Origin of the sequence: Flavobacterium sp. ACN2 (genome assembly GCF_002303885.1) — a bacterium.
Classification (GTDB): Bacteria; Bacteroidota; Bacteroidia; order Flavobacteriales; family Flavobacteriaceae; genus Flavobacterium.
Genome location: NZ_MRCM01000030.1, coordinates 1 through 23125, shown reverse-complemented (window position 1 = coordinate 23125; position 23125 = coordinate 1). Strand labels below are relative to the sequence as shown.

The 23125-nt window shown below is 33.3% G+C and carries 25 protein-coding genes and 1 tRNA gene; 15 read left to right on the top strand and 11 right to left on the bottom strand.

All coding sequences use genetic code 11. The features are described from left to right. Nucleotides 1–200 precede the first annotated feature (200 nt). The 6 genes from BSF41_RS23195 to dnaA all read right to left on the bottom strand — a co-directional run bounded on the left by BSF41_RS23195 (nt 201) and on the right by dnaA (nt 5443). Entirely contained in the window at nt 201–1082 is an 882-nt protein-coding gene (locus BSF41_RS23195; RefSeq protein WP_172426967.1) for an SDR family oxidoreductase, read from the bottom strand. Nucleotides 1083–1159: 77 nt separating this feature from the next. Next, nucleotides 1160–2287, bottom strand: a complete 1128-nt coding sequence (locus BSF41_RS23190; RefSeq protein ID WP_095931851.1) for a methionine aminotransferase — start codon at nt 2285–2287, stop codon at nt 1160–1162. Nucleotides 2288–2325: 38 nt separating this feature from the next. Beyond that, complete coding sequence (locus BSF41_RS23185) at nt 2326–2745, bottom strand: energy transducer TonB (protein WP_095931850.1); 420 nt, start codon at nt 2743–2745, stop codon at nt 2326–2328. A 19-nt stretch (nt 2746–2764) separates the two neighbouring features. Then, entirely contained in the window at nt 2765–3478 is a 714-nt protein-coding gene (locus BSF41_RS23180) for an SAM-dependent methyltransferase (protein WP_095931849.1), read from the bottom strand. A 61-nt stretch (nt 3479–3539) separates the two neighbouring features. Then, nucleotides 3540–4007, bottom strand: a complete 468-nt coding sequence (locus BSF41_RS23175; RefSeq protein ID WP_095931848.1) for a low molecular weight protein-tyrosine-phosphatase — start codon at nt 4005–4007, stop codon at nt 3540–3542. Between the two features lie 8 nt (nt 4008–4015). Next, nucleotides 4016–5443 carry a chromosomal replication initiator protein DnaA gene (dnaA, locus tag BSF41_RS23170; protein WP_095931847.1) on the bottom strand — a complete coding sequence of 476 codons (1428 nt, stop codon included), beginning with the start codon at nt 5441–5443 and terminating at the stop codon, nt 4016–4018. A gap of 187 nt (nt 5444–5630) precedes the next feature. Between dnaA and BSF41_RS23165 the strand changes: the two genes are divergently transcribed. After that, nucleotides 5631–6044 (top strand): thioesterase family protein, encoded by a 414-nt coding sequence (locus BSF41_RS23165; RefSeq protein WP_095931846.1) that lies wholly within the window; start codon nt 5631–5633, stop codon nt 6042–6044. A 24-nt stretch (nt 6045–6068) separates the two neighbouring features. Here the strand turns inward: BSF41_RS23165 and BSF41_RS23160 are convergent, their stop codons facing one another. Genes BSF41_RS23160 through ribD form a run of 3 tightly spaced genes read right to left on the bottom strand, consistent with a single transcriptional unit; the run spans nt 6069 to nt 8353 of the window. Further along, on the bottom strand, nt 6069–6701 hold the full coding sequence (locus BSF41_RS23160) for a YigZ family protein (RefSeq protein ID WP_095931845.1): 633 nt from the start codon (nt 6699–6701) through the stop codon (nt 6069–6071). 10 nt (nt 6702–6711) lie between these two features. Further along, on the bottom strand, nt 6712–7314 hold the full coding sequence (locus BSF41_RS23155; protein ID WP_095931844.1) for an HAD family phosphatase: 603 nt from the start codon (nt 7312–7314) through the stop codon (nt 6712–6714). Next, the gene (gene ribD, locus BSF41_RS23150; protein WP_095931843.1) at nt 7307–8353 is read right to left on the bottom strand and encodes a bifunctional diaminohydroxyphosphoribosylaminopyrimidine deaminase/5-amino-6-(5-phosphoribosylamino)uracil reductase RibD; all 1047 of its coding nucleotides are present in this window, start codon (nt 8351–8353) and stop codon (nt 7307–7309) included. Before ribD ends, BSF41_RS23155 begins: the two co-directional genes overlap by 8 nt. Before the next feature lie 130 nt (nt 8354–8483). Here ribD and BSF41_RS23145 point away from each other — a divergent pair, with 130 nt between their 5' ends. The 3 genes from BSF41_RS23145 (at nt 8484) to BSF41_RS23135 (ending at nt 10464) form a co-directional block, all read left to right on the top strand. Further along, entirely contained in the window at nt 8484–8969 is a 486-nt protein-coding gene (locus tag BSF41_RS23145) for a GNAT family N-acetyltransferase (RefSeq protein WP_095931842.1), read from the top strand. An 86-nt stretch (nt 8970–9055) separates the two neighbouring features. Continuing rightward, nucleotides 9056–9919 carry a peptide chain release factor N(5)-glutamine methyltransferase gene (gene prmC / locus BSF41_RS23140; protein WP_095931841.1) on the top strand — a complete coding sequence of 288 codons (864 nt, stop codon included), beginning with the start codon at nt 9056–9058 and terminating at the stop codon, nt 9917–9919. 26 nt (nt 9920–9945) lie between these two features. Next, nucleotides 9946–10464, top strand: a complete 519-nt coding sequence (locus BSF41_RS23135; protein ID WP_095931840.1) for a hypothetical protein — start codon at nt 9946–9948, stop codon at nt 10462–10464. A 20-nt stretch (nt 10465–10484) separates the two neighbouring features. Here BSF41_RS23135 and BSF41_RS23130 read toward each other — a convergent pair whose 3' ends face one another. Beyond that, nucleotides 10485–11729 carry an ABC transporter permease gene (locus BSF41_RS23130; protein WP_172426966.1) on the bottom strand — a complete coding sequence of 415 codons (1245 nt, stop codon included), beginning with the start codon at nt 11727–11729 and terminating at the stop codon, nt 10485–10487. Nucleotides 11730–11931: 202 nt separating this feature from the next. On the opposite strand from BSF41_RS23130, the gene hisS reads away from it, so the two are divergent. From hisS to BSF41_RS23075, 11 genes are all read left to right on the top strand, one after another. Then, nucleotides 11932–13359, top strand: coding sequence for a histidine--tRNA ligase (gene hisS, locus BSF41_RS23125; RefSeq protein WP_095931838.1), 1428 nt, complete (start codon nt 11932–11934; stop codon nt 13357–13359). A 292-nt stretch (nt 13360–13651) separates the two neighbouring features. After that, nucleotides 13652–13722 (top strand) — tRNA-Trp (locus BSF41_RS23120). A 429-nt stretch (nt 13723–14151) separates the two neighbouring features. Further along, nucleotides 14152–14730, top strand: coding sequence for a nucleotide exchange factor GrpE (locus tag BSF41_RS23115; RefSeq protein WP_095931837.1), 579 nt, complete (start codon nt 14152–14154; stop codon nt 14728–14730). 69 nt (nt 14731–14799) lie between these two features. Continuing rightward, nucleotides 14800–15909: a molecular chaperone DnaJ gene (gene dnaJ / locus BSF41_RS23110; protein ID WP_095931836.1), complete on the top strand. Its 1110-nt coding sequence runs from the start codon at nt 14800–14802 to the stop codon at nt 15907–15909. A gap of 161 nt (nt 15910–16070) precedes the next feature. Beyond that, the gene (locus BSF41_RS23105; protein WP_095931835.1) at nt 16071–17015 is read left to right on the top strand and encodes an ABC transporter ATP-binding protein; all 945 of its coding nucleotides are present in this window, start codon (nt 16071–16073) and stop codon (nt 17013–17015) included. A 71-nt stretch (nt 17016–17086) separates the two neighbouring features. Continuing rightward, complete coding sequence (locus tag BSF41_RS23100; RefSeq protein WP_095931834.1) at nt 17087–18403, top strand: ABC transporter permease; 1317 nt, start codon at nt 17087–17089, stop codon at nt 18401–18403. A 217-nt stretch (nt 18404–18620) separates the two neighbouring features. Beyond that, nucleotides 18621–19784 (top strand): sigma-54 dependent transcriptional regulator, encoded by a 1164-nt coding sequence (locus BSF41_RS23095; RefSeq protein ID WP_095931833.1) that lies wholly within the window; start codon nt 18621–18623, stop codon nt 19782–19784. A 102-nt stretch (nt 19785–19886) separates the two neighbouring features. Beyond that, nucleotides 19887–20546: a DEAD/DEAH box helicase gene (locus BSF41_RS23090; protein WP_095931832.1), complete on the top strand. Its 660-nt coding sequence runs from the start codon at nt 19887–19889 to the stop codon at nt 20544–20546. A 94-nt stretch (nt 20547–20640) separates the two neighbouring features. Then, nucleotides 20641–20859, top strand: coding sequence for a putative signal transducing protein (locus tag BSF41_RS23085; RefSeq protein WP_095931831.1), 219 nt, complete (start codon nt 20641–20643; stop codon nt 20857–20859). 105 nt (nt 20860–20964) lie between these two features. After that, a complete protein-coding gene (locus tag BSF41_RS23080) occupies nt 20965–21768 on the top strand; it encodes a Cof-type HAD-IIB family hydrolase (RefSeq protein ID WP_095931830.1) in 804 nt (267 codons plus the stop codon). Nucleotides 21769–21775: 7 nt separating this feature from the next. After that, nucleotides 21776–22306: a GNAT family N-acetyltransferase gene (locus tag BSF41_RS23075; RefSeq protein WP_095931829.1), complete on the top strand. Its 531-nt coding sequence runs from the start codon at nt 21776–21778 to the stop codon at nt 22304–22306. A gap of 81 nt (nt 22307–22387) precedes the next feature. On the opposite strand, the gene BSF41_RS23070 is transcribed toward BSF41_RS23075, so the two are convergent. Then, the gene (locus BSF41_RS23070) at nt 22388–22912 is read right to left on the bottom strand and encodes a hypothetical protein (RefSeq protein WP_095931853.1); all 525 of its coding nucleotides are present in this window, start codon (nt 22910–22912) and stop codon (nt 22388–22390) included. Nucleotides 22913–23125: the final 213 nt, after the last annotated feature.

Here is a 23125-nt window from a genome sequence, read left to right as displayed (position 1 = left end):
ATATAATTAAATATAAATAGTTCTTTTTTCTGGACTTAAACAAGCTTTTAGATTTATTGATAAAAAATCTCCATTAAACTTATAATCTCTTAAATGAACTTATATGGTGAATATAAAAAAATCCCGAAAGTAAACCTTCGGGATTTCGTGCAATCAGTATAGTTTAAAAAAAATATTCTGAATTTAGTAAGCACTTGTAATTATTTATTCTTTTTTGCTTTTATCATCATTTCAAGTTGATCCCAAAGTTCTTCTGGAATTGCTTCTAACAAGTTGAATTGTCCAGCGCCTTTTAACCATTCGCCTCCGTCAATTGTAATTACATCTCCGTTGATATAAGATGAAAAATCAGAAACTAAATAAGCCGCTAAATTGGCCAATTCCTGGTGATCTCCAACTCTTTTTAATGGCACTTTTTTCGCCATGTCAAATTTTTCTGAAAGATCTCCTGGTAATAATCTGTCCCAAGCTCCTTTTGTTGGAAATGGTCCTGGAGCAATGGCGTTAGAACGGATTCCGTATTTAGCCCATTCTACTGCAAGACTTCTTGTCATGGCCAAAACTCCCGCTTTTGCTGTAGCACTAGGAACAACATAAGCTGATCCTGTCCAAGCGTAAGTTGTAACAATATTTAAAATCGTAGCAGAAGTTTGTTTCGTATCGATCCAGTGTTTTCCAAAAGCCAACGTACAGTTTTTAGAACCTTTTAGTACGATATCTATCACAGTATCAAATGCATTTGCAGATAATCTTTCTGTTGGAGAAATGAAATTTCCTGCTGCATTATTTAAAAGAACATCTACTTTTCCGAAAGCTTTTAAAGTCTCTTGAAGCATATTTTCTACTTCTTCGTAATGACGAACATCACATTGAAGAGGAAGACATTTACCTCCCGTTTGACTTTCCAGTTCGGCAGCCGTAGTTTTTAACTTTTCTAGGTCTCTAGAAGTTATGGCTACTTGAGCTCCTAATTCGAGAAAATATTTGGTCATAGCTTTGCCTAAACCGCTTCCGCCGCCCGTAACGACAATGACTTTGCCTTGTAAAGCATCATCACGTAACATCTTATCTGTGTAGCTCATACTTTTTTCTTTTTTTGCAATATTAGTTAAATAAAATAGGATGCATGCATAATAATGTTATAAAATTTTGAAAAAAATTATATTTCAGATAATTTTTTTGCTGCAGACTCTAATGTGAAGTCATCCTTTGCGAAACAAAAACGAATTAATTTTTGATCTTTATGATCGGAATAGAAGGTTGAAATAGGTATTGCAGCAACTCCGTGTTTGGTAATAAGATTTTTGCAGAAAGTAACATCGTCTTCATCTGAAATGTTGGCATAAGAAGCAACTTGAAAATAAGTTCCTTCGCAAGCTTTCAATTCAAAACGGCTATTCTGAAGCAGTTTCTGAAAATAATCTCTTTTTTCTTGATAGAATTTTCCAAGAAGATTAACGTCAACAACATCTAAATATTCGCTGATAGCAAACTGCGAAATACTGTTTACACTAAAAACTAAAAATTGATGTACTTTTTTAATTTCTTTCATTAAATGCTCTGGAGCAATGGTATAACCAATTTTCCATCCTGTTATATGAAATGATTTTCCAAAAGAAGAAACCATCACACAACGATCTAAAAGGAAATCTTTTGTATGTGCAGAAATATGTTTTTCTTCGAAAGTAATATATTCGTAAACTTCATCAGATAAAATGATAATATCTGGATATTTTTCGAGAAGATTTTTTAATTGAATGAAATCACTTTCAGTTAAAATTTTACCTGTCGGATTATGCGGATTATTGATAATCATCATTCTGCTTTTTGCAGAACAAGCTTTTTTAATTCTTTCCCAATTTGGTGTGTAATCATCATTTAGTGCAACTCGAACGGGTTTGGCTTTGCAAAGTAAAACTGGAGACTCATAAGAATCATAACTCGGATCGAGAATAATTACTTCGTCATTTTCTTTTACTAAAGCTAAAATTGTAGTGAAAATTCCCTGAGTTGCTCCAGCCGTAACCAAAAGTTCTGATTCAGGATTGATGGTTCTGTTATAGGAGTTTTTAGTGAGTTGAGTAATTTTATTCATCAATGGCGGATAACCTGCCATTGGAGTATATTGGTGAACGTTTTCTTTTGCTAATCGGGAAACAATATCAGTTAATCTTTCGTCAACCGGAAAATTTGGAAATCCTTGAGAAAGATTGATCGCATTATATTCGGCTGCCATTTTTGACATTATCGTGAATATGCTTGTGGTTACGTTTGGGAGTTTGCTCATAGTGAGGTTTGATTTTTGGAAAAGAGGGGTAATTAAATTTAATCAACTACTATAGTAACAGGATATAAAACTCGAACTGTTTTGTTGTTTTGTTTTCCGGGAATCCATTTAGGAGATTTTTTTAGAACCCTAATTGCTTCAGTACCCGTGTTTCCATCTCCAAGATCCCTCAAGATTTTTATATCGCTCAAAGATCCATCTCTCTCAATAATAAATATAGTATATACTTTTCCTTTTAAGTCTTTTCGTGGGTTTTTATAATTGTCTTTTAAAAAGCGTTCTAATGCTTCTTGACCACCTGGGAATTCAGGTTTGACTTTGATTCCTGCTGTATTGTAAATTTGATTTTCTTCAAAAGCAGCTCTTTCAGCATCGCTAATATATCGTTTAGGTTCTTCAGTTTGTGAAAATCCATTTTGGGCAAAACAAATTAAAATTACAATCAAAAACTTTTTCATTTGCGAAGATTTAAATGATTTACATTTTATGAATAATAAAAATCGCAGGACGTTTATCTAAGTCAACTTTTAACTTTTTCCAATCCGCAACTTTCAATGTTTTGATGAATTCTGTTGGAAGCGTTATATCTGCTGCAATACAAAGATGAGTTGCAGGACTTAAAATCTGCAAAAGATCTTCAATCAGTTTGTTGTTTCTGTATGGAGTTTCAATAAATAGTTGCGATTGATTTTTATCATAAGATAATTTCTCAAAATGACGAATTGCCGATTTTTTCTCGTCTTTATCAATTGGTAGATATCCGTTGAAAGTAAAACTTTGTCCGTTCATTCCAGAAGCCATCATGGCCAGTAGGATAGAAGAAGGACCAACTAAAGGTACAACTTGAATTCCTTTTTCGTGAGCCAACTTTACAATTGCAGCACCTGGATCAGCAACTCCTGGACAGCCGGCTTCGCTCATTAATCCCATGTTTTTTCCTTCTAATAAAGGTTTAATGAAATCTAAGTGTTCGCTAGTTTCTGTTCTTTTGTTTAAAGTGAAAAGAACCAGTTCAGATTGTTTCTTTTCAGGATAAACTGCTTTTATTGATTTTCTCGCCGTTTTGTCGTTTTCAACAATATAATGGTCAATAACTTCTATCGTTCTTCTAACGGTTTGAGGTAAAACATCCATCGGATCGCTTTCGCCCATTGTAGTTGGAATTAAATATAATTTTCCGAGAAGTTTCATGTGTTTTTTCTTTAAAATTAAAAAATTCAATTATCTCTTTTTTAGAAACAATTGAATCGAATTAGGAGTGTTTTTTAAGTAATTGATCTGCAATAAGATCGGTTACTTCGTCTAGCATTTGGTAAACATTGTCAAAACCATTTGCTGAGCCATAATATGGATCTGGAACATCGACATTTTCGTTTGGAAATAAATCGTTTAAAATCAAACGAACTTTGTTTCTGTGTTCTGGAGTTTTAGCTAAATGAAGTACATCGCGAAAATTAGAATTATCCATTACATAGATATAATCGAATTTGTCAAAATCAGAAACTTGAATTTGTCTCCCTTTTTGCTCGCCAATATTAATTCCGTTTTTTTTGGCAACTTCGATAGAACGTTTATCAGGACAATGGCCAATATGCCAAGAACCTGTTCCGGCCGAATCCACTAAAAATTTATCTTGAGGTAATTTAGAAGCTAAAATCCCTTCTGCTAAAGGAGATCTACAGATATTCCCTAAACAAACCATTAAGATCTTTACAGGCATGGTGCGTCTTAAAGCGTTAGTTTTTTATTGATGTCTTCAACAAACTTTTTAAATTGTTTGTCTGTAGAAACTAAATTATCGACTGTTTTGCAAGCATGAAGAACAGTTGCGTGATCGCGGTCTCCAATTTGTGAACCAATATTTGCCAAAGAAGCTTTTGTGAATTTTTTAGCAAAGAACATCGCTAGTTGCCTTGCTTGTACAACGTGCCTCTTTCGAGTTTTAGACTGAAGTGTTTCAATATCTAATTGGAAATAATCTGAAACGATTTTTTGAATATAATCGATTGAGATTTCTCTCTTTACGTTTTTAACAAATTTCTCTACAACACTTTTTGCCAGTTCAATCGTAACTTCTTTTTTATTGAAAGAAGATTGAGCGATTAAGGAAATAATTGCCCCTTCCAATTCTCTAACATTTGATTTGATGTTTCGAGCAACATATTCTAAAATATCTTCAGGCATTTCAACACCATCACGATATAAAATATTTTTTAAGATCGAGATACGAGTTTCGTAATCAGGCTGATGCAACTCTGCAGATAATCCCCATTTAAAACGAGATAATAATCTTTGTTCAATATCCTGCATATCAACAGGAGCTTTATCTGAAGTTAAGATTACTTGTTTTCCGTTTTGATGTAAATAGTTGAAAATATGGAAGAATACATCTTGTGTTCCTGATTTTCCAGATAAGAACTGAACGTCATCAATAATTAAAACATCAATTAATTGGTAAAAGTGAATAAAATCATTTCGATTATTCTTTTTTACAGAATCAATGTATTGCTGTGTAAAAATCTCAGCAGAAATATATAAAACGGTCTTTTCTGGATATTTATCTTTTACTTCTACACCTATAGCATGCGCTAAGTGTGTTTTTCCTAAACCAACTCCTCCAAAAATCAATAACGGATTAAATGAAGTTCCTCCAGGTTTGTTGGCAACAGCCATACCTGCAGAACGAGCCAAACGGTTGGAATCTCCTTCTAAGAAATTATCAAAACTATAGTTCGGATTTAACTGAGACTCAATTTTTAAATTTCTAATTCCAGGAATTACAAACGGATTTTTCAGTTCAGGATTTAAGTTTTTAAACGGAGCATCAACCTCTTGCGGTTTCATTGGCACTCTGTTGGCACTTGGCAGCTGCTCGGTAAACGGCTGTTTATTGCCATAAGTGTTCTCCATTTTAATTTTATAGAGTAACTTTGCGTTTTTTCCCAGTTCTTTGGTAAGCGCAACTTTCAATAATTTTACGTAATGCTCTTCGAGCCATTCGTAGAAAAATTTACTTGGAACCTGAATGTATAATGCGTTATCGGTTAGCTCAACTGATTTGATTGGTTCAAACCAAGTTTTATATGCTTGGTCTTGAATATTATCCTTTATAAAGGACAAACAGTTTTCCCATACCGATTGAGCAGTTTTAGTCATAGATTCAGATAAATTTTTATTATTGTTATAAAGATTCTCCTAATAAAAGAGGAGCAATTTTATTCCGTATTTCGGGATAACAAATATGTGAACAAATTTCTGTAAAAAAAAATATTTTGGTATCTAATTTTATAAAAAAAAGTTGTAATGCGGCTTTTTAAATTCGAATTTTTTTAATATTTTATAAATGAAAAATCATCAGACTCAAGTACGAGTTCGTTACTCAGAAACTGACCAAATGGGAGTCGTTTATCACGGCAATTATATTCCTTATTTTGAAATTGGACGCGTGGAATGGCTTAGAAATAAAGGGGTTTCGTATAAAAGCATGGAAGAAAGTGGTATTGGTCTTCCAATTGTCAACATGAACATCAATTACAAAAAATCGGCGAGATACGACGAACTTTTGACAATTCACACGACTTTCAAAAGTCACTCTTTTGTAAAGATCGAATTTGACTGCGCAATTTACAATGAGGCTAATGAGTTATTAACAACTGCGACATTTATTTTAGTATTTGTAGCGTTAAAAACGGGTCGACCAACAGCTCCTCCAGAATACATTTTAGACATATTCAAAGCACTTGATGAAAAGTGTTAAAATAGCCTTTGTTTTGGTGTTAAATTATATAATTTTAATATCAATTTCGAACATTAAATCAAAAATGCTGAATACTGTTTCGGCATTTTTTTTTCGTGTTTTTGTCACAATTTTGCCAATTGGCAGTCCAGAAATTTCATCCATTTCCATTTCCTGAGAAGTGATTTCTAATTTCTTTTCTTTGATCACTCGCATTACTTTATTCATGTTTTTGTAATCAAAAGAAATTAAAAATTCAACATCAATTGTCTTTTCAACGATTTCGCAAACTTCCAAAGTCTGTTGTGCAGTTGTTCGATAGGCAGAAATCAATCCGCCAACGCCTAATTTTACTCCGCCAAAAATACGAACGACTACAACTAAAACGTTCGTTAATCCAAAAGATTGTATTTGTCCGTAAATTGGAGCTCCGGCTGTATTGCTTGGTTCTCCATCGTCGTTGGCACGATACGAGATTTTATTTCCAACACCAATTTGGTAAGCGTAGCAATAGTGTACTGCGTGTGGATGTTGCTTTTTAAGTTCCTCGATAATTGGTTTTACTTCGTCTTCATGATCTATCGGAAAAGCATAGCCAAAGAATTTACTGCCTTTTTCTTTAAACAGTATTTCTTCAGATGCAGATGCAATAGTTTGATAAGTATCGTTAATTTCCAAAAGCAGTATTCTAAATTATATTCTTTTTATAAAGGTCAATCACATCTTCTTTTCCAACCTGAAGATTCCAAATTTTAATTCCTAAAGCTGCGGCACTGTCTGTATTTTCTGTTTTATCATCAACAAACAAAGTGTTTTCTGCAACTAGATTATTTTGGTCTAATACAAATTGATAGATTTTCGGATCTGGTTTTCTCATTCCTATATCAAATGAAAAATATACTTTTTCGAAACAAGCATAAAAATCTTTGTAAAAAGAAATTCCGCTTTTTTCTTCAAATGTATTAATGTGAATAGAGTCGGTATTGCTCAACAAAAACAAGCGGTATTTTTTTGATAGTTCCTGAAGAAATTCTAGACGATAAAAAGGGAAATCTGCTAAAACTGCATTCCAAGCTCTCAAAATATCATCTTTAGAAGCATTTGGTAATTGTTTTTGAAAACCTCCAATAAAATCTTCTGGTGAAATAGCTCCCACTTCAAAAGAAAGATTTAATTGATCCAATTCATTATTCCATTCTTTCATTCCTAGTTTTTGCAAACCAGAAATTGTAGCAGGTTTATCTAAATTGATGAAAATATCTCCAAAGTCAAAAATTATCGCATTAATCATGATTTCTAATTTGTATTAGTTCGTCACTTAATATGTTAGTCTTTGTGGTGGTTTTTCTGGTAATAATTGGAGCTCTCGTCCCATTTAGAAAACTCGTTTTTCCAACAAAAATTCGAGCTTCATCCCAAAGATTTTCATCAATAAAAGATTGGAGTGTTTGTCTTCCGCCTTCAATTATTATAGATTGAATTTGAATTTGATATAAAACAGCCAAAATCTGAGAAATGATATTTTTGCTAAAATCAATTACTTCAAATTGAGTATTTTCTCTTGATGGTTTTGAATCTTTAGAAAAAACAAAAGTTTTTACAGAGTTATCAAAAATAAAACTGTTTTCATTAATTCTATTATTTTGATCGATTACAACTCGAACAGGATTGTTACCGTTCCAATCTCGAGCATTTAATTTTGGATTGTCATCAACAACAGTTTGTGTTCCAACCAAAATTGCCTGTTCTTCAGTTCGCCATTTGTGAACCAATTGTCTCGAATATTGGTTCGTAATCCAAATTGGCTTGCGCGCCTGATCGATTTCTTTTTCTGGAGCTAAAAATCCGTCCTGACTTTCGGCCCATTTTAAAATAATATACGGTCTCTTTTTTTGGTGGAAAGTAAAAAAGCGTTTATTCAGTTCGTTGCATTCCTCTTCTAAAACTCCAACAGTAACATTCGCTCCAGCTTCAATTAATTTTAAAATTCCCCTTCCCGCTACTTTTTCGTTAGGATCAACTGTGCCGACCACAACATTCGGAATTTCATTTGCAATAATCAAATCACAGCAAGGGGGTGTTTTTCCAAAATGACTGCAGGGTTCTAAACTTACATAAATTGTAGCTTTTTTTAAGAGCGATTTGTCTTTTACAGAGCGCACGGCATTTACCTCTGCATGAGGTTCGCCTGCTTTTTTATGCCAACCTTCGCCAATAATCGTATCTTCATAAACAATCACACTACCAACCATAGGATTCGGATACGTTGTCCCAAGTCCATTTTGTGCCAGTTCGATGCAGCGTTTTATATATTTTTCATGTATATTCACAGTGCAAAAGTAGTTAATTTTAAGATTATCACTAACTCGAAAAGATTAAGTTGTGAAACAATCCCGATAGTTATAATGGTATCAAAAAAGTATATTTACCTTTGTATTCATAATGATTTAGAATAAAAAAATGGTAAATTGGTTTATAAGGACAATTAAAAAAGAAGACAATCAAGAAGTTGCAAGTTTGATACGTTCTGTTTTTGATGAAATGGAAATTCCAAAAGTTGGAACTGCATACGAAGATCCTTGCTTGGATTTGATGTTTGAGGAATATAGTAAAACGAAATCGGCCTATTTTGTTGTTGAAAATGAAGGGGAAATTGTAGGCTGTGCTGGAATTGCACCTTTAGAAAATGGAGATCCTGAAATTTGTGAATTGCAGAAAATGTATTTCCTTCCAAAAACAAGAGGATTGGGGATTGGAACCCAAATGATGGATAAATGTTTGGAACAAGCAAGAGCTTTTGGTTTTAAAAAATGTTATATCGAAACCATGCCATTTATGCATGCAGCGCAAAAGCTTTATAAAAAATCCGGTTTTGAGTATTTAGATGCTCCAATGGGATGTACTGGGCATAATTCTTGTCCGGTATGGATGCTGAAAGTATTGTGATTTTAATGTAACAAATTTGAAGTAGCAAGACTTATTGAAAGATAAAATATCAGTTTTGGACTGATGTAAATGCCCAAAAAATAAAAATGAAAATTAAACAATATCGTACTCAGTTTATTAAAGAATTATCTCCTTTTTACGATGCGTACGAAGCAGAGAGTTTTTTTTATTTAATTTTAGAAGATAAGCACCAACTTCGCCAGATTGATTTAGCTTTAAATCATGAGTTGGTATTTGATGAGAATGATTTTGTGATATGGGATGAATTGCTGAAACAGCTTAAAAAAGAAGTTCCAATCCAATATTTGCTTGGGAAAACAAACTTTTACGGTTTGGATTTTGAAGTAAATGAAAATGTTTTGATTCCGAGGCCAGAAACAGAAGAATTGGTCGAGTGGATTATCAATGAAAATACTAGTAGAGATAAAAATAAAAAATTAAGAATTCTCGATATTGGAACAGGAACTGGCTGTATTGCGATTTCGTTAGCCAGTAATCTTCCACATGCAGAAGTTGTTGCCATTGACGTTTCTAAAAAAGCAATTGAAACGGCCAAAAGAAACGCTGTAAGAAATAATGTCGAAGTGACTTTTGTGTTATTGGATATTTTAAAAGAAGAAGAATTAAGATGCCAGTTTGATATTATTGTTTCTAATCCGCCGTATGTACGAAATTTAGAAAAAGCAGAAATCAAAAAAAATGTTTTGGACTACGAACCGCATTTAGCTCTTTTTGTTGAAGATCACGATGCTTTAATTTTTTATAGAAAAATTGCCTTACTGGCAAAAAAAGCCCTTCTAGAAAAAGGAAAATTATATTTCGAAATCAATCAATATCTTGGAAAAGAAATGACCGATTTATTAGAAAGTATGGATTTTAAAAGTGTAGAGCTTCGAAAAGATATTTATGATAATGACAGAATGATTTCTGGTAAGGTTTTGAAAGGCTAGTAATTTAATAATTCGTTTAAAATCTTATGGAAGACCATAATCACCCCAAAGATGAGTTTATTGTAATTGATGGTTATTTTTCAGGAAATGGAATTAAATCTGTTAAAGATATTGTAGAAAAGCGTTTTGAAAATCGATTAAAAACAGATTTCTATAATGATTTTATAAATTGGTCTAAAGCTGAAAATGAAATTCTGTTAGGAACGTTTAGAGCCTCTGCCGCTTGGCCTTTACTTACGGATTTAGGATGTATTTTTGATTTTCGTAACCCAGAAAAATTTGTTTATCAGGAATTTAAACTTGTACATTCTTTAGTGAATGGGTGGATTCCAGCAGAAAGCACTTCGATAGGAAATAATCATATTATAGCTGTAAAGTTTGAAAGGCAGATCCCTAAAATGCTGCATGAACTTTATGAAGAAAATGAATATCATCCCAAAGCACCAAGTGGTTGTCTTCAATTAGGAATATGTCGTAAAAAAGATTTTCCCATTATTCTAGAAAATATTAGAAAGAATCGTTTAAAAAGTAAAAGTGATTATTAACTGAAAACTGACACTAAAAACTATTCGTAACGCAACGCTTCAATAGGATCTAATTTTGATGCTTTAATAGCAGGATACAAACCAGAAACTATTGCCACGCAGAAACTAGTTGCAAAAGCGGCAAAAATAGCCATCCACGGAATCACAAAAGAAAAACTCATAGCTGTGGCTATCCCGAAACCAAGAAGAATTCCAAGAAAGATTCCAACTAAACCACCAATTTGTCCGATTAATAAAGTTTCGATAAAAAACTGAAAAGCAACTGTTGATCTTTTTGCCCCTAACGCTTTACGAACACCAATTTCGCGTGTACGTTCTGTTACCGAAACAATCATAATATTCATTAAAGCAATAGATGATCCTAAAATGGTAATTACAGAAATAGTCCACGCTGCTAATCCTAGATATTGAGTTATGCTTAGAATACGATTAATCAAATCATCGCTTCGAACTATTCCAAAATTATTGTCACGAACCGGACTTAATTTACGAACTCTTCGCATTGTACTTGTAGCATTGTCTATGGCTTCGTCTAAAACTTCTTTTTTAGAAACCATTACACTAATGGTATAATTGATATTTGGTGCAGTAAATAAAGATCTTGCAACTTGAATTGGAATTAGAACTCTTAAATCCTGGCTGTTGCCAAACGTAGAACCTTTCTCTTTTAGGACACCAATTACTTTAAATCTTGCGCCTCGAATAGAAATAGTTTTATCAATTGGATTAATATCTTTCAAAAGTCCTTTTTCAAAATCAGAACCAACAATACAAGAGTAAGTATTGTTTTCAATATCAAATTGGTTAAAACTTCTTCCTAAACTAGTTTCTAGTCCAGAATTGGTAATAAAATGTTCGTCTACGCCTACAATTGTAATTTCTGGATCTGTTTTTTCGCTCAAGTATTTTACTTCGGCAGTTGTAGTTGCGGTAAAAGATAGAGAGGTTTCTGTAAATGGGTATTTGTATTTGCTTTTGAAAGCCACAGCTTCTGGATAGGAAATAATCGGATTGATGACTTCGCGTTCGTTTCCGCCACGGTTTCGAACTTTATTTTCATATTGATTGATGTTAAAAGTATTGGCTCCCATAGAAGCAAAATCGCTGGAAATTGTGTTTTCTAAAGCAGAAACTACAGTCAAGATTCCAACCAAAGCGGTAATACCGATGGCAATAATTAAAACAGTAAGAATAGTTCGCAGCAGTTGTGTTTTGATAGAACCAAATGCAATTCGGATATTTTCTTTAAATAATTTTAGCATCATGACCAATTTGTCACGAAAATACGGTTTTTGTTACAAGTTTGTTTTCGAAGTGTTATTATTTATTTTAAAAAGTAAGATATTTGCAGACGATTTGAGATTTTGAATAAAATCCAAATCAATAAGAAATTAATGTTAAAGATTTTTGAAGATAAAGATTGGAAAATAATCTAAAATCAGAAATCTAAAATCTAAAATAGAAAAGATGGCTTCGAAACCAAGTATACCAAAAGGGACAAGAGATTTTTCACCAGCAGAGGTGTCAAAACGTCAATATATTATTCAGACTATAAAAGCTAATTTTGAGAAATTTGGTTTTCAGCCAATCGAAACGCCTTCGTTTGAAAATTCAGATACCTTAATGGGGAAATATGGAGAAGAAGGAGACCGTCTTATTTTTAAAATATTAAACTCAGGTAACTTTTTCTACAATAAAAGTAAAATTGAATTGCCAGAATCGATCGAAGAATTGCAACTAAATTCTGCTGAAAAAATTACTTTAGAACAAAGAATTGAGCTAAATAAATTTACAGGAAAAATTTCTGAGAAAGCGTTACGTTACGATTTGACAGTTCCGTTTGCAAGATACGTGGTACAGCACCAAAGTGAAATTGAATTTCCTTTTAAGAGATACCAAATCCAGCCAGTTTGGAGAGCAGATAATCCGCAAAAAGGGCGTTTTAGAGAATTCTTTCAATGTGATGCCGATGTTGTAGGTTCGAAGTCGCTTTGGCAGGAAGTTGAGTTAGTTCAATTGTACGATACTGTTTTTACTTCTTTAGGTTTAGAAGGCGTTACAATTAAAATCAATAATAGAAAAATTTTATCTGGAATTGCTGAGGTAATTGGCGCTTCAGATAAATTAATCGATTTTACGGTTGCTCTTGATAAATTGGATAAAATTGGAGAAGACGGCGTAAAGAAAGAAATGATTGAAAAAGGAATTTCTGAAGAAGCGTTGGTAAAAGTACAGCCACTTTTTAGTTTCTCTGGAACTTTTGCAGACAAAATTGCACAACTTTCAGAATTATTGTCAGCTTCTGAAGAAGGTATGAAAGGTGTTGAAGAGCTTAAATTTATATGTGACAATGTTGCTGAATTAGGACTTTCTACTTCAATTTTAGATTTAGATGTGACTTTAGCTCGTGGTTTAAATTATTATACAGGAGCTATTTTTGAAGTTGCAGCCCCAAAAACTGTTGCAATGGGTTCTATCGGAGGTGGCGGAAGATACGACGATTTGACGGGTATTTTTGGTTTGAAAAACATGAGTGGTGTCGGAATCTCTTTTGGTTTGGATAGAATTTATTTGGTTTTAGAAGAATTGCAATTATTCCCTGAGACTGTTGCGGCTACTTCAAAAGCACTGTTTTTGAATTTTGGAGATAAAGAAGCGCTTTACGCTTCGCAGGCAATTCAGAAATTGAGAAAGGAAAATATAAAAGTAGAATTGTATCCTGATAGTGTAAAAGTTGGAAAACAATTTCAATATGCAGACAAGCGTTTAATTCCGTTTGCAGTATTGGTTGGAGATCAAGAAATTACTTCAAATTCTTATACGCTTAAAAATTTAGTGACAGGAGAGCAGGTTTCTGTAGATTACGAAGGTTTAAAAAATGCTTTACAGGCATAATAAAATTTTGTTTCACTCAGATTTTTCAGATTGGAGCAGATTTATTTTATTTTTTTGTTTAAAAAATCTGTACAAATCTGCCTAAATCTTTTTTAAAATCTGCGTGAAATAATTTTTCTTTCTAAGAAGCAAATAAAATTCGAAGAATTAAAAAAAAACTTTATCAAGTTAACTATCTGGAACAAAAGTTTTTGCTTTAGATTCCGCAGATTCAAAGGGTTTTCTTTTAAAATCTCTGCCTGAAATAGTTGCCAGAGAAGAAAAAAAACTTTTAATTTGCCAACCTTAAGTTACGGGCGTAGTTCAAGGGTAGAATAGCGGTCTCCAAAACCGTTGATGGGGGTTCGAATCCCTCCGCCCGTGCAAAATAAAGTTCGCAAAGCTAAATCAATACAAAGCTTTGCGAACTTTTGTCTTTATATATGGTTTTATAAATAAAAAACTTTGTGTTCTTTGCGATAATTTTTTAGGTATTGTCATTAATACATTAGAGATGAAGAAAGCATAAAAAAAAGCTTCGTCTCTATAGGCGAAGCTTTTTTTAATATAAGGTAAACTTGAATTAATAATTATTTAGAGGCCGAAGCCAACCCTTAAATTCAATTTTTGGTGGTAATAATTTATGTTTATTGGTCTCAAAGATAAGATAAACTAAAACGTAATAGTCTTAAAATTATAATAAATTTTTTCTGTGCAAATGCGTTTTTTAAATGTCTCATAATTAATAAAGTGACAATTTGACATTTTATAAGATTTGGCAGTACTTTTGCAATCCAACAGAAAGAAATAAAAATGAAGTTTAAGAATATTTTTAAAAATAAAAGTAATATGACTACGGAAAATACAGAATTCGATCAGGAATTAGACGACGTAACGTTAGAGAACAATGCCAACGGAGAACAGTTGATTGTTGAAGAATTAAGTGTTGAGGAGCAATTAGCTAAAGACTTGGCTCACGAAAAAGATAAGTTTTTGAGATTATTTGCTGAATTTGAAAATTACAAAAAAAGAACTTCAAAAGAGCGTCTTGATTTATTTAAAACAGCAAACCAAGAGGTTTTATTGGCAATGCTTCCAGTTTTAGATGATTTTGACAGAGCGACAGTTGAGATCAACAAGTCTGAGGATGAGAATTTGAAAAAAGGTGTTGAGTTGATTCACGAAAAACTGAAAAGTACTTTAGTTTCTAAAGGTTTAGAACAAGTTGAAATTCAAGCAGGAGATGCTTTCAATGCTGATATTGCTGAGGCAATTACCCAAATTCCAGCTCCGTCTGATAAATTAAAAGGGAAAATTGTTGATGTTATTGAAAAAGGATACAAATTAGGAGACAAAATTATTCGTTACCCTAAAGTTGTAGTTGGAAACTAAAAAGCAAATAAAAATTCTGACTCCAATTTTGGATTTTGGAATTTTAGAATTTGGAATTTAAACCTAATTATGAAAAAAGATTTTTACGAAATACTAGGCATTTCAAAAAATGCTGATGCTGCCGAAATTAAAAAAGCGTATAGAAAAAGCGCGCTTAAATACCACCCTGATAAAAATCCAGGCGACAAAGAGGCAGAAGAAAACTTCAAATTGGCGGCAGAAGCTTATGAAGTTTTAAGTGATCCACAGAAAAAAGCGAAATACGATCAATATGGTCATCAAGCATTTGATGGTTCTGGCGGATTTGGCGGTGGCCACGGCGGTATGAATATGGATGACATTTTCAGCCAGTTTGGTGATATTTTTGGTGGCGGATTTGGCGGTTTCGGAGGCGGAGGCGGAGGCCCTCGTCGTGCGAAAGGAAGCAATCTTCGAATTAAAGTGAAATTAACTTTAGAAGAAATTGCAAATGGGGTTGAGAAAAAAGTAAAAGTAAAACGTAAAGTTCAGGCAAAAGGCGTAACGTATAAAACTTGTACGACTTGTAACGGTCAAGGACAAGTAATGCGTGTAACCAATACCATTTTAGGAAGAATGCAATCTGCATCTACTTGTCCTACTTGTGGTGGTTCTGGTCAGATTTTAGATAAAAAACCTTCTGAGGCAGATGCTCAAGGAATGGTTCAAGAAGACGAAACAGTATCAATTAAAATTCCTGCGGGAGTTGTTGATGGTATGCAGTTAAAAGTTGCTAACAAAGGTAACGATGCTCCAGGAAACAGTATTCCAGGAGATTTAATTGTAGCGATTGAAGAAGTTGAGCACGAATTCTTGAAGCGTGAAGGAGAAAATATCCATTTCGATTTATACATCAGTTTTCCTGAAGCAGTTTTGGGAGCTTCTAAAGATATTGAAGCAATCAACGGAAAAGTTCGTATTAAATTGGAAGAAGGAATTCAGTCTGGAAAAATCTTAAGATTGAAAGGAAAAGGAATTCCAAGTTTAAATGGTTACGGAAGCGGAGATTTATTGGTTCACGTAAACGTTTGGACTCCAAAAACATTAAATAAAGAGCAAAAACAATTCTTTGAAAATGCTTTAGCAGACGAACATTTTGTTCCAAGTCCAGAGAAATCAGAGAAATCGTTTTTTGAAAAAGTAAAAGATATGTTCTCATAATCTTAACTTCTTTTAAAGTTATAAAAAAATTAAAAACCCATTCTAGCATAAATTAGAATGGGTTTTTTGCGTAATATGCCACAATTTCGCTTCGAATTATTTACTTTTACAGTCGCTGAACCGTAACAGGCAAAGTGACGCAGTAAATCCTTAAAAATAGCATGAGTAACTTACTTGAAGTACATAAAGTTGTAAAAAAATACGGCGATTATGTAGCACTTAACGAAGTTTCATTAAATGTGCCAAAAGGCAGTATATATGGACTTTTAGGTCCCAATGGAGCCGGAAAAACTTCCCTTATCAGAATCATAAACCAAATTACATTGCCAGATAGTGGCGAAGTAATTTTGGATGGAGAAAGATTGCAACCCAAACATGTGCAAACTATCGGGTATCTTCCAGAAGAAAGAGGTTTGTATAGTTCGATGAAAGTGGGAGAGCAATGTTTGTATCTGGCTCAAATGAAAGGCCTTTCTAAGGCTGAAGCCAAAAAACAATTGGATTATTGGTTTGACCGATTAGGAATTCAAGGCTGGTGGAACAAAAAAATTCAGGAACTTTCTAAAGGAATGGCACAGAAAATTCAGTTTGTGGTTTGTGTTTTGCATAAACCAAAATTGCTAATTTTAGATGAGCCCTTCTCTGGATTTGATCCTGTAAATGCGAATGTTATTAAAGATGAAATTCTGGCATTAAAAGAACAAGGTTCTACTATTATTTTTTCGACGCACAGAATGGAAAGTGTAGAAGAGCTTTGTGAAAACATTGCTTTAATTCACAAATCCAATAAATTGATCGAAGGGAAAGTGGCTGATGTGAAACGTCAGTTTAGAACCAATAGTTTTGAAGTGGGAATTTTGACAAATAATGTTGAAGGTTTGATTTACGATATCACTCAAAAGTTCACGGTTTCGCCTGCTAGTTTTAAATCTTTAAATGATGATTTGAAATTAAATATTCAGATTGGAAATGCAAGTCCAAATGAATTATTGAATATTTTAACACAACGTGGACAAGTAACACATTTCGTAGAAAAAATTCCGAGCATAAACGATATTTTTATCCAAACGGTAACGGAAAACAAAAAATTAAATTCCAATAATTAAATTCCAAAATCCAAGTTTGGAACTGCGAGAGTTGGAATTTGGGATTTTAGATTTGAAAATTAAAAATATTTATGAGCATCATCTCGTTGATTATAAAAAGAGAATTTATTGCCAAAGTCCGCAATAAATCTTTTGTTGTCATGACATTTTTGAGTCCGCTTTTATTTGTGGCGATTGCTGTTTTTATTGGCTATTTAAGCTCGATGAAAGCAGAAACAAAAAGAATTGCAATTCATGACGAAACCGGACTTTTTGCATCTGATTTTTTAAAAGAAAATAAAAAAGGAGCCGAATTCAAATATTTAAATTTATCTGAAATTGATGTAAAGGCTTTAAAAGATAGCATTACAAAAGAAAATTTCAACGGATTAATCGTTATTCCGAAAACAAAAAATATAAAAGATTTAGAAAGTAAAATTGAATTTATTTCTAATAATAGTCCGAGCATTTCTTTTATTGAAAATACTCAAGATATCATTGGAAGTAAAATTACAAAACTAAATCTGGAAGAAGCAAAACTAGACACTTTGGCCATCCAGAAAGCACAGTCAGATGTAAATATTCATTTGATTAAAGCTTCTGGAGAAGAAAGTCTGAAAGGTTTAAATGAAATTAAAATCGGAATCGGAGGCGCATTTGGTTATTTGATTATGATGTTTATTATCATTTATGGAAACATGGTAATGCGAAGCGTAATCGAAGAAAAAACAAACAGAATTATCGAAATCATTATTTCATCTGTAAAGCCATTTCAGTTGATGATTGGTAAAATTGTCGGAACGTCATTGGCTGGAATTTTGCAATTTATGATTTGGGCTATAATTGGGTTAGGATTGATGTTTGCAGCTTCGGCATTTTTCGGCGTGAATGTTGGTCCGACAGCAAGAATTTCACCGGAATTAATGCAAAGTGCGCAGCACGAACTTGCTGGATCGGCGCAAATGTATATTGCTGAATTATGGAATTTGCCAATTGCAAGCATCATAATCGGATTTGTGATTTATTTTATTGGAGGATATTTTTTATATAGCTCATTTTACGCGGCAATTGGAGCAGCAGTTGACAATCAAACCGATTCTCAGCAATTTTTGCTGCCAATTTTAATGCCTCTGATTTTGAGTGTTTATATCGGTTTTTTTACAGTTGTAAACGATCCGCACGGAAGTGTTGCAGTTATCTTTTCAATGATTCCGTTAACTTCGCCAATTGTAATGCTAATGCGTATTCCGTTTGGCGTGCCGTGGTGGCAAATCGCAATTTCGGTATCATTATTGTTTGCTACATTTTTCCTTGTGGTATGGTTCGCAGCCAAAATCTACCGTGTAGGTATTTTAATGTACGGCAAAAAACCGACTTGGAAGGAATTGTATAAGTGGCTGAAGTACTAGTTTTTAAAAGTTACAAAGTTACAAAGTTACAAAGTTACAGAGCGACAAAGGTTCAAAGTTTTTTTATTTGAATTTTTTATGACTTACAAAAGTAGCTTTAAGATTGTGTTGAAGCATAAATGAGATATTACTAATAGCAGGTTAATAAGTAGCATAGTGACAAAGATTTTAAACTTTGTCGCTCTGTAACTTTGCAACTTTGAATCTTAGAAAAAAAATGAGTAAAATACTAATTGTCGAAGACGAAGCAGCGATCAGAAGAGTTTTGGTAAAAATATTATCAGAAGAAAATGATGCGTATCAGGTTGATGAAGCTGAAGATGGTGTTGCGGGACTTGAAAAAATAAAAAACAACGACTATGATTTGGTTTTGTGTGATATCAAAATGCCAAAAATGGACGGTGTTGAGGTTTTGGAAGAAGTAAAAAAGATCAAACCAGAAATCCCGATGGTGATGATCTCGGGGCACGGTGATATGGAAACTGCGATTCAGACCATGCGTTTGGGAGCTTTTGATTATATCTCAAAACCGCCAGATTTGAATCGTTTATTGAATACGGTTCGTAATGCTTTGGATAAAAAACAATTAGTAGTTGAAAATAAAATCCTGAAGAAAAAAGTTAGCAAAAACTACGAAATGATTGGTGACAGCGAATCGATTAATCATATTAAAGTGATGATTGATAAAGTGGCGCAAACAGAAGCGAGAGTTTTGATTACTGGACCAAACGGAACAGGAAAAGAATTAGTGGCGCATCAGTTGCATGAAAAAAGCGAGCGTTCTAGTTTTCCATTAATCGAAGTAAACTGTGCTGCAATTCCGAGCGAATTGATTGAAAGCGAATTGTTCGGACACGTAAAAGGTGCTTTTACATCGGCTGTTAAAGATCGTGCCGGAAAGTTTGAAGCAGCAGACAAAGGAACTATTTTCTTGGATGAAATTGGTGATATGAGCCTTTCGGCGCAAGCCAAAGTTTTGCGTGCTTTGCAAGAAAGTATGATTACGAGAGTGGGGGCTGATAAAGATATTAAAGTTGATGTTCGTGTTGTTGCGGCAACAAATAAAGATCTGAAAACAGAAATTGCAGAAGGCCGTTTCCGTGAAGATTTATACCATCGTTTGGCAGTGATTTTAATTAAAGTGCCGCCATTGAATGAAAGACGTGATGATATTCCGGCTTTGATTTCGCATTTTGCAGAAAAAATAGCTTTAGAGCAAGGAAATGCGGTTAAGTCGTTTTCGGCGCAAGCCATAAAATTATTGCAAGAATACGATTGGACAGGAAATATTCGTGAACTTCGAAATGTAGTTGAAAGATTGATTATTTTGGGAGGAAACGAAATCTCAGAATCAGATGTGAAAATGTTCGCAAGCAAATAAAGTGCTTCGCGCTTTAGGCTATAAGCTTTAGGCTTTAAGCTTTTATAGAAACTAAATAATTTTTGCTTACAGCGCATAGCTTAAAGCTTAAAGCTCAAAAAAATGAAACTAAAAAAAATAAACGAGAAATTACAAGACGGATTAGTTGAAAATGGTTTAACGGAAGCGAATGCTTTGCAGTTGGAAACTTTTTCAACCATAAAAAGCGGTGCTGATTGTGTAATTATTTCTCCAAAAGGAAGTGGAAAAACAACAACGATTGTTTTAAATGTGATTCAGCAATTGGCTGGTAAAACGGAAGAATCGCCACGCGCTTTAATTATTGTGGAAGACAAAGCAAAGGTTTTGGAAATGGTTGAGCTTTTTGAGAAGTATGGGAAATACACCAATTTGGAAGTTTATGGTGTAAACGAAAAAGGCGACATGGATTATGATAAAAACTATGTTTCTACAGGGATTGACGTTTTAATTGGTACGCCAACTAAATTAAATGACATGTTTAGTACAGCGGGTTACAATGTAAATCGTTTAAAAATGTTTATTTTGGATGATGCAGATCCGATTTTGAAATTACGCCATGATCCAAAAATCACACGTATTTCTAATAGTATTGCCAAAGTGCAGCGAATTATCTTTTCTGAAACTCTGACAGAGCGTATTGAAATTTTGGCAGATAAAATCATGGTTGAGCCTTATTTGTTTGATATGGATGAAGACGGAGAAGAGCTTGATGAAGACGAAGACGATATTGAAGAAGAATAATTTACAATAAAGTTTTCAGTCCCGGTTTTCAGTCTCAGTAACTGAAAAGCGGGATTTTTTGATTTAGAAATTAACAGAATAAAAATATAGAGTTATGGGATTAATGAAAGTATTTTCTGGAAGTGAAGTATTAGCAATTGCTTTGCAGGAAAGATTAGAAGAAGCTGGAGTAGAAACAGTAAAAAAAGACAATATTCAATCTGCACGTTTAGGAGGTTTTGGCCAGACAGATTTGGCGATTGAAGTATTTATACAAGAAACAGATTTTGCAAAAGCAAATCCGGTTATAGAAGAGTTTAGAATGAGCTTATAAAAAGTAATCAGTATTTAGTGTTCAATCATAGTTTGAAGATATAATTGCAAACTGTGACCGCATATTAACTGCATACTAGATACTGAACACTGAACAATAAAAATTATGCAATACAAAATGTTAGTGCTCGACATGGATGACACCTTGTTGACAGACGATCACAGAATATCAGATTTAAATAAAAAAGTAATACTAGAAGCACAAGCAAAAGGCGTTTACGTTGTTTTGGCTTCTGGAAGACCAACTACCGCAATGACAGCTTATGCAAAGGAGTTGGAATTAGATAAAAACGATTCGTATATGATTTCGTTTAACGGCGCAATAATCAGCCGTGTGAAAGATGATTTAGTTTTGTTTGAACAGAAGTTGACTGTAGAGCAAATTCATGCGTTATACGATTATAGTGTAAAAAAGAATGCGCACATCATTACGTATTTAGACGACCAAATCATTAGCGAAACAGATTCTGAATATATTGAGGTAGAAAAAGAAATCACGGGAATGGCACATCATAAAGTTTCAAGCTTTAAAGATTATGTAGACAGACCAGCGGTTAAATGTATTTTGCTGCAAGATCCAGCTTATTTAAAAACCTTGGAAAAAGATTTAATGGAGGCTATGCCACATTTAAGTGTTTCGATGTCTAAACCATTTTTCTTAGAAGCGGCACAGCAAGGCATTGATAAAGCTGCGAGTTTGAAACTTTTGGCAGAAAAGCTGGGTATTCATCAAAGTGAGATTATCGCCGTTGGAAACGCAGGAAATGACTTGACAATGATAGAATATGCAGGTTTGGGAGTTTGGGTAGATAATGTGAATCCTGAATTGCGTGATAGAGCAGATTTAATCGTGGCTTCAAATAATGATGATGGTGTTGCTGAAGTGGTGCAAAAATATATTTTAAATTAAATAAAAGATGAAAAATTCAATTGAAACAGCGCGTTTGCTTTTACGAGAATTAGAACTTTCTGATGCAGAAGGAATGTTTGAATTGGATTCTAATCCAAATGTGCATTTATTTGTCGGGAATAGACCTGTAAAACATATTGACGAAAGCATTGAATATATCAAATTTGTTCATAAACAATACAAAGATCTTGGTACAGGAAGATGGGCTGTTGTTCTTAAAGAAACTAATGAATTTATTGGCTGGTCTGGAATCAAATTTATTACAGACGAGATAAATAATCATAAAAACTTTTATGAGTTAGGATATCGTTTTATCGAAAAGCATTGGGGAAAAGGTTATGCTACAGAAGCAGGAAGAGCTTTTATTGATCATGCTTTTAACGAAATGAAAGTAGAAGTGCTTTATGCTTATGCAGATGCAGGAAACGAGAACTCAAGAAAAATTCTGGAGAAATTAGGCTTCCATTTTGTAAATTCTTTTGAATACGATGAAGAATTAGAAGTTTGGTACGAACTTAAGAATCCAAACAGAATTTAAATAAAAAACGAATTCCAAATCTTTACATACTTAAAAGTCAGTAAAGATTTGGAATTAATTAAGAAGTAATATTTGAAAATATTATTTTTTAGCTACAGAAACAAAATATTTATTTCCGTCACCCATAGTTAATTTTACACGCTCGTCGCAAAGATCGATTGCAAAATTGGCACTTTCGTAACAGCTGCAAGTCGTATTTTTGTCTTTAGACATTTCTGTCTTACAGTTGTTGTTTTTAAAGCTTGCTAATTGTGGAGTGTATAAACTAACTAAATCAGTAGAAGCGGTTACTAAAGAAATGATACTTGCAGAATTGTTGTTTGTAATTCTGTATACAATTCTATCTGTATAATTTACTTCGTTAACTGTTACTTTACGAATGTAGGTATAAGCTGTAGATCCTTCACCAGGTTCTTTAACTTCAAACTTAAACCCAACTGCACGAATAGCAACATCAAATTGCTGTTGTGAGTTAAAGCTTGCCCAAGTCGTCAATGTGCTAATAGTAGGAAATGGATTTGCATTTGCGGCTGGAGCATTAGTTTGCGCTTGCGAACTAAATACGGTTAAGAACATCAAGCAGATTGTGGGTAAAAATGCTTTCATAAAGCGTGGTATTTGTATTTTAATTTTGCCTACTCTCTTTGGTTTTCGGCTTTCCCATTTCATTTTGTAACACAAAACAACAACATAACGAGTAAAATTCAAAATTGTTATGCCCGAATTATTATTAAATTAATTAAAGCTTATCAAAATTCTTTAATCTAAACTAATTTTGAATTACATTCATAACAATGGTAAATGTAAGAAATTTAGAAT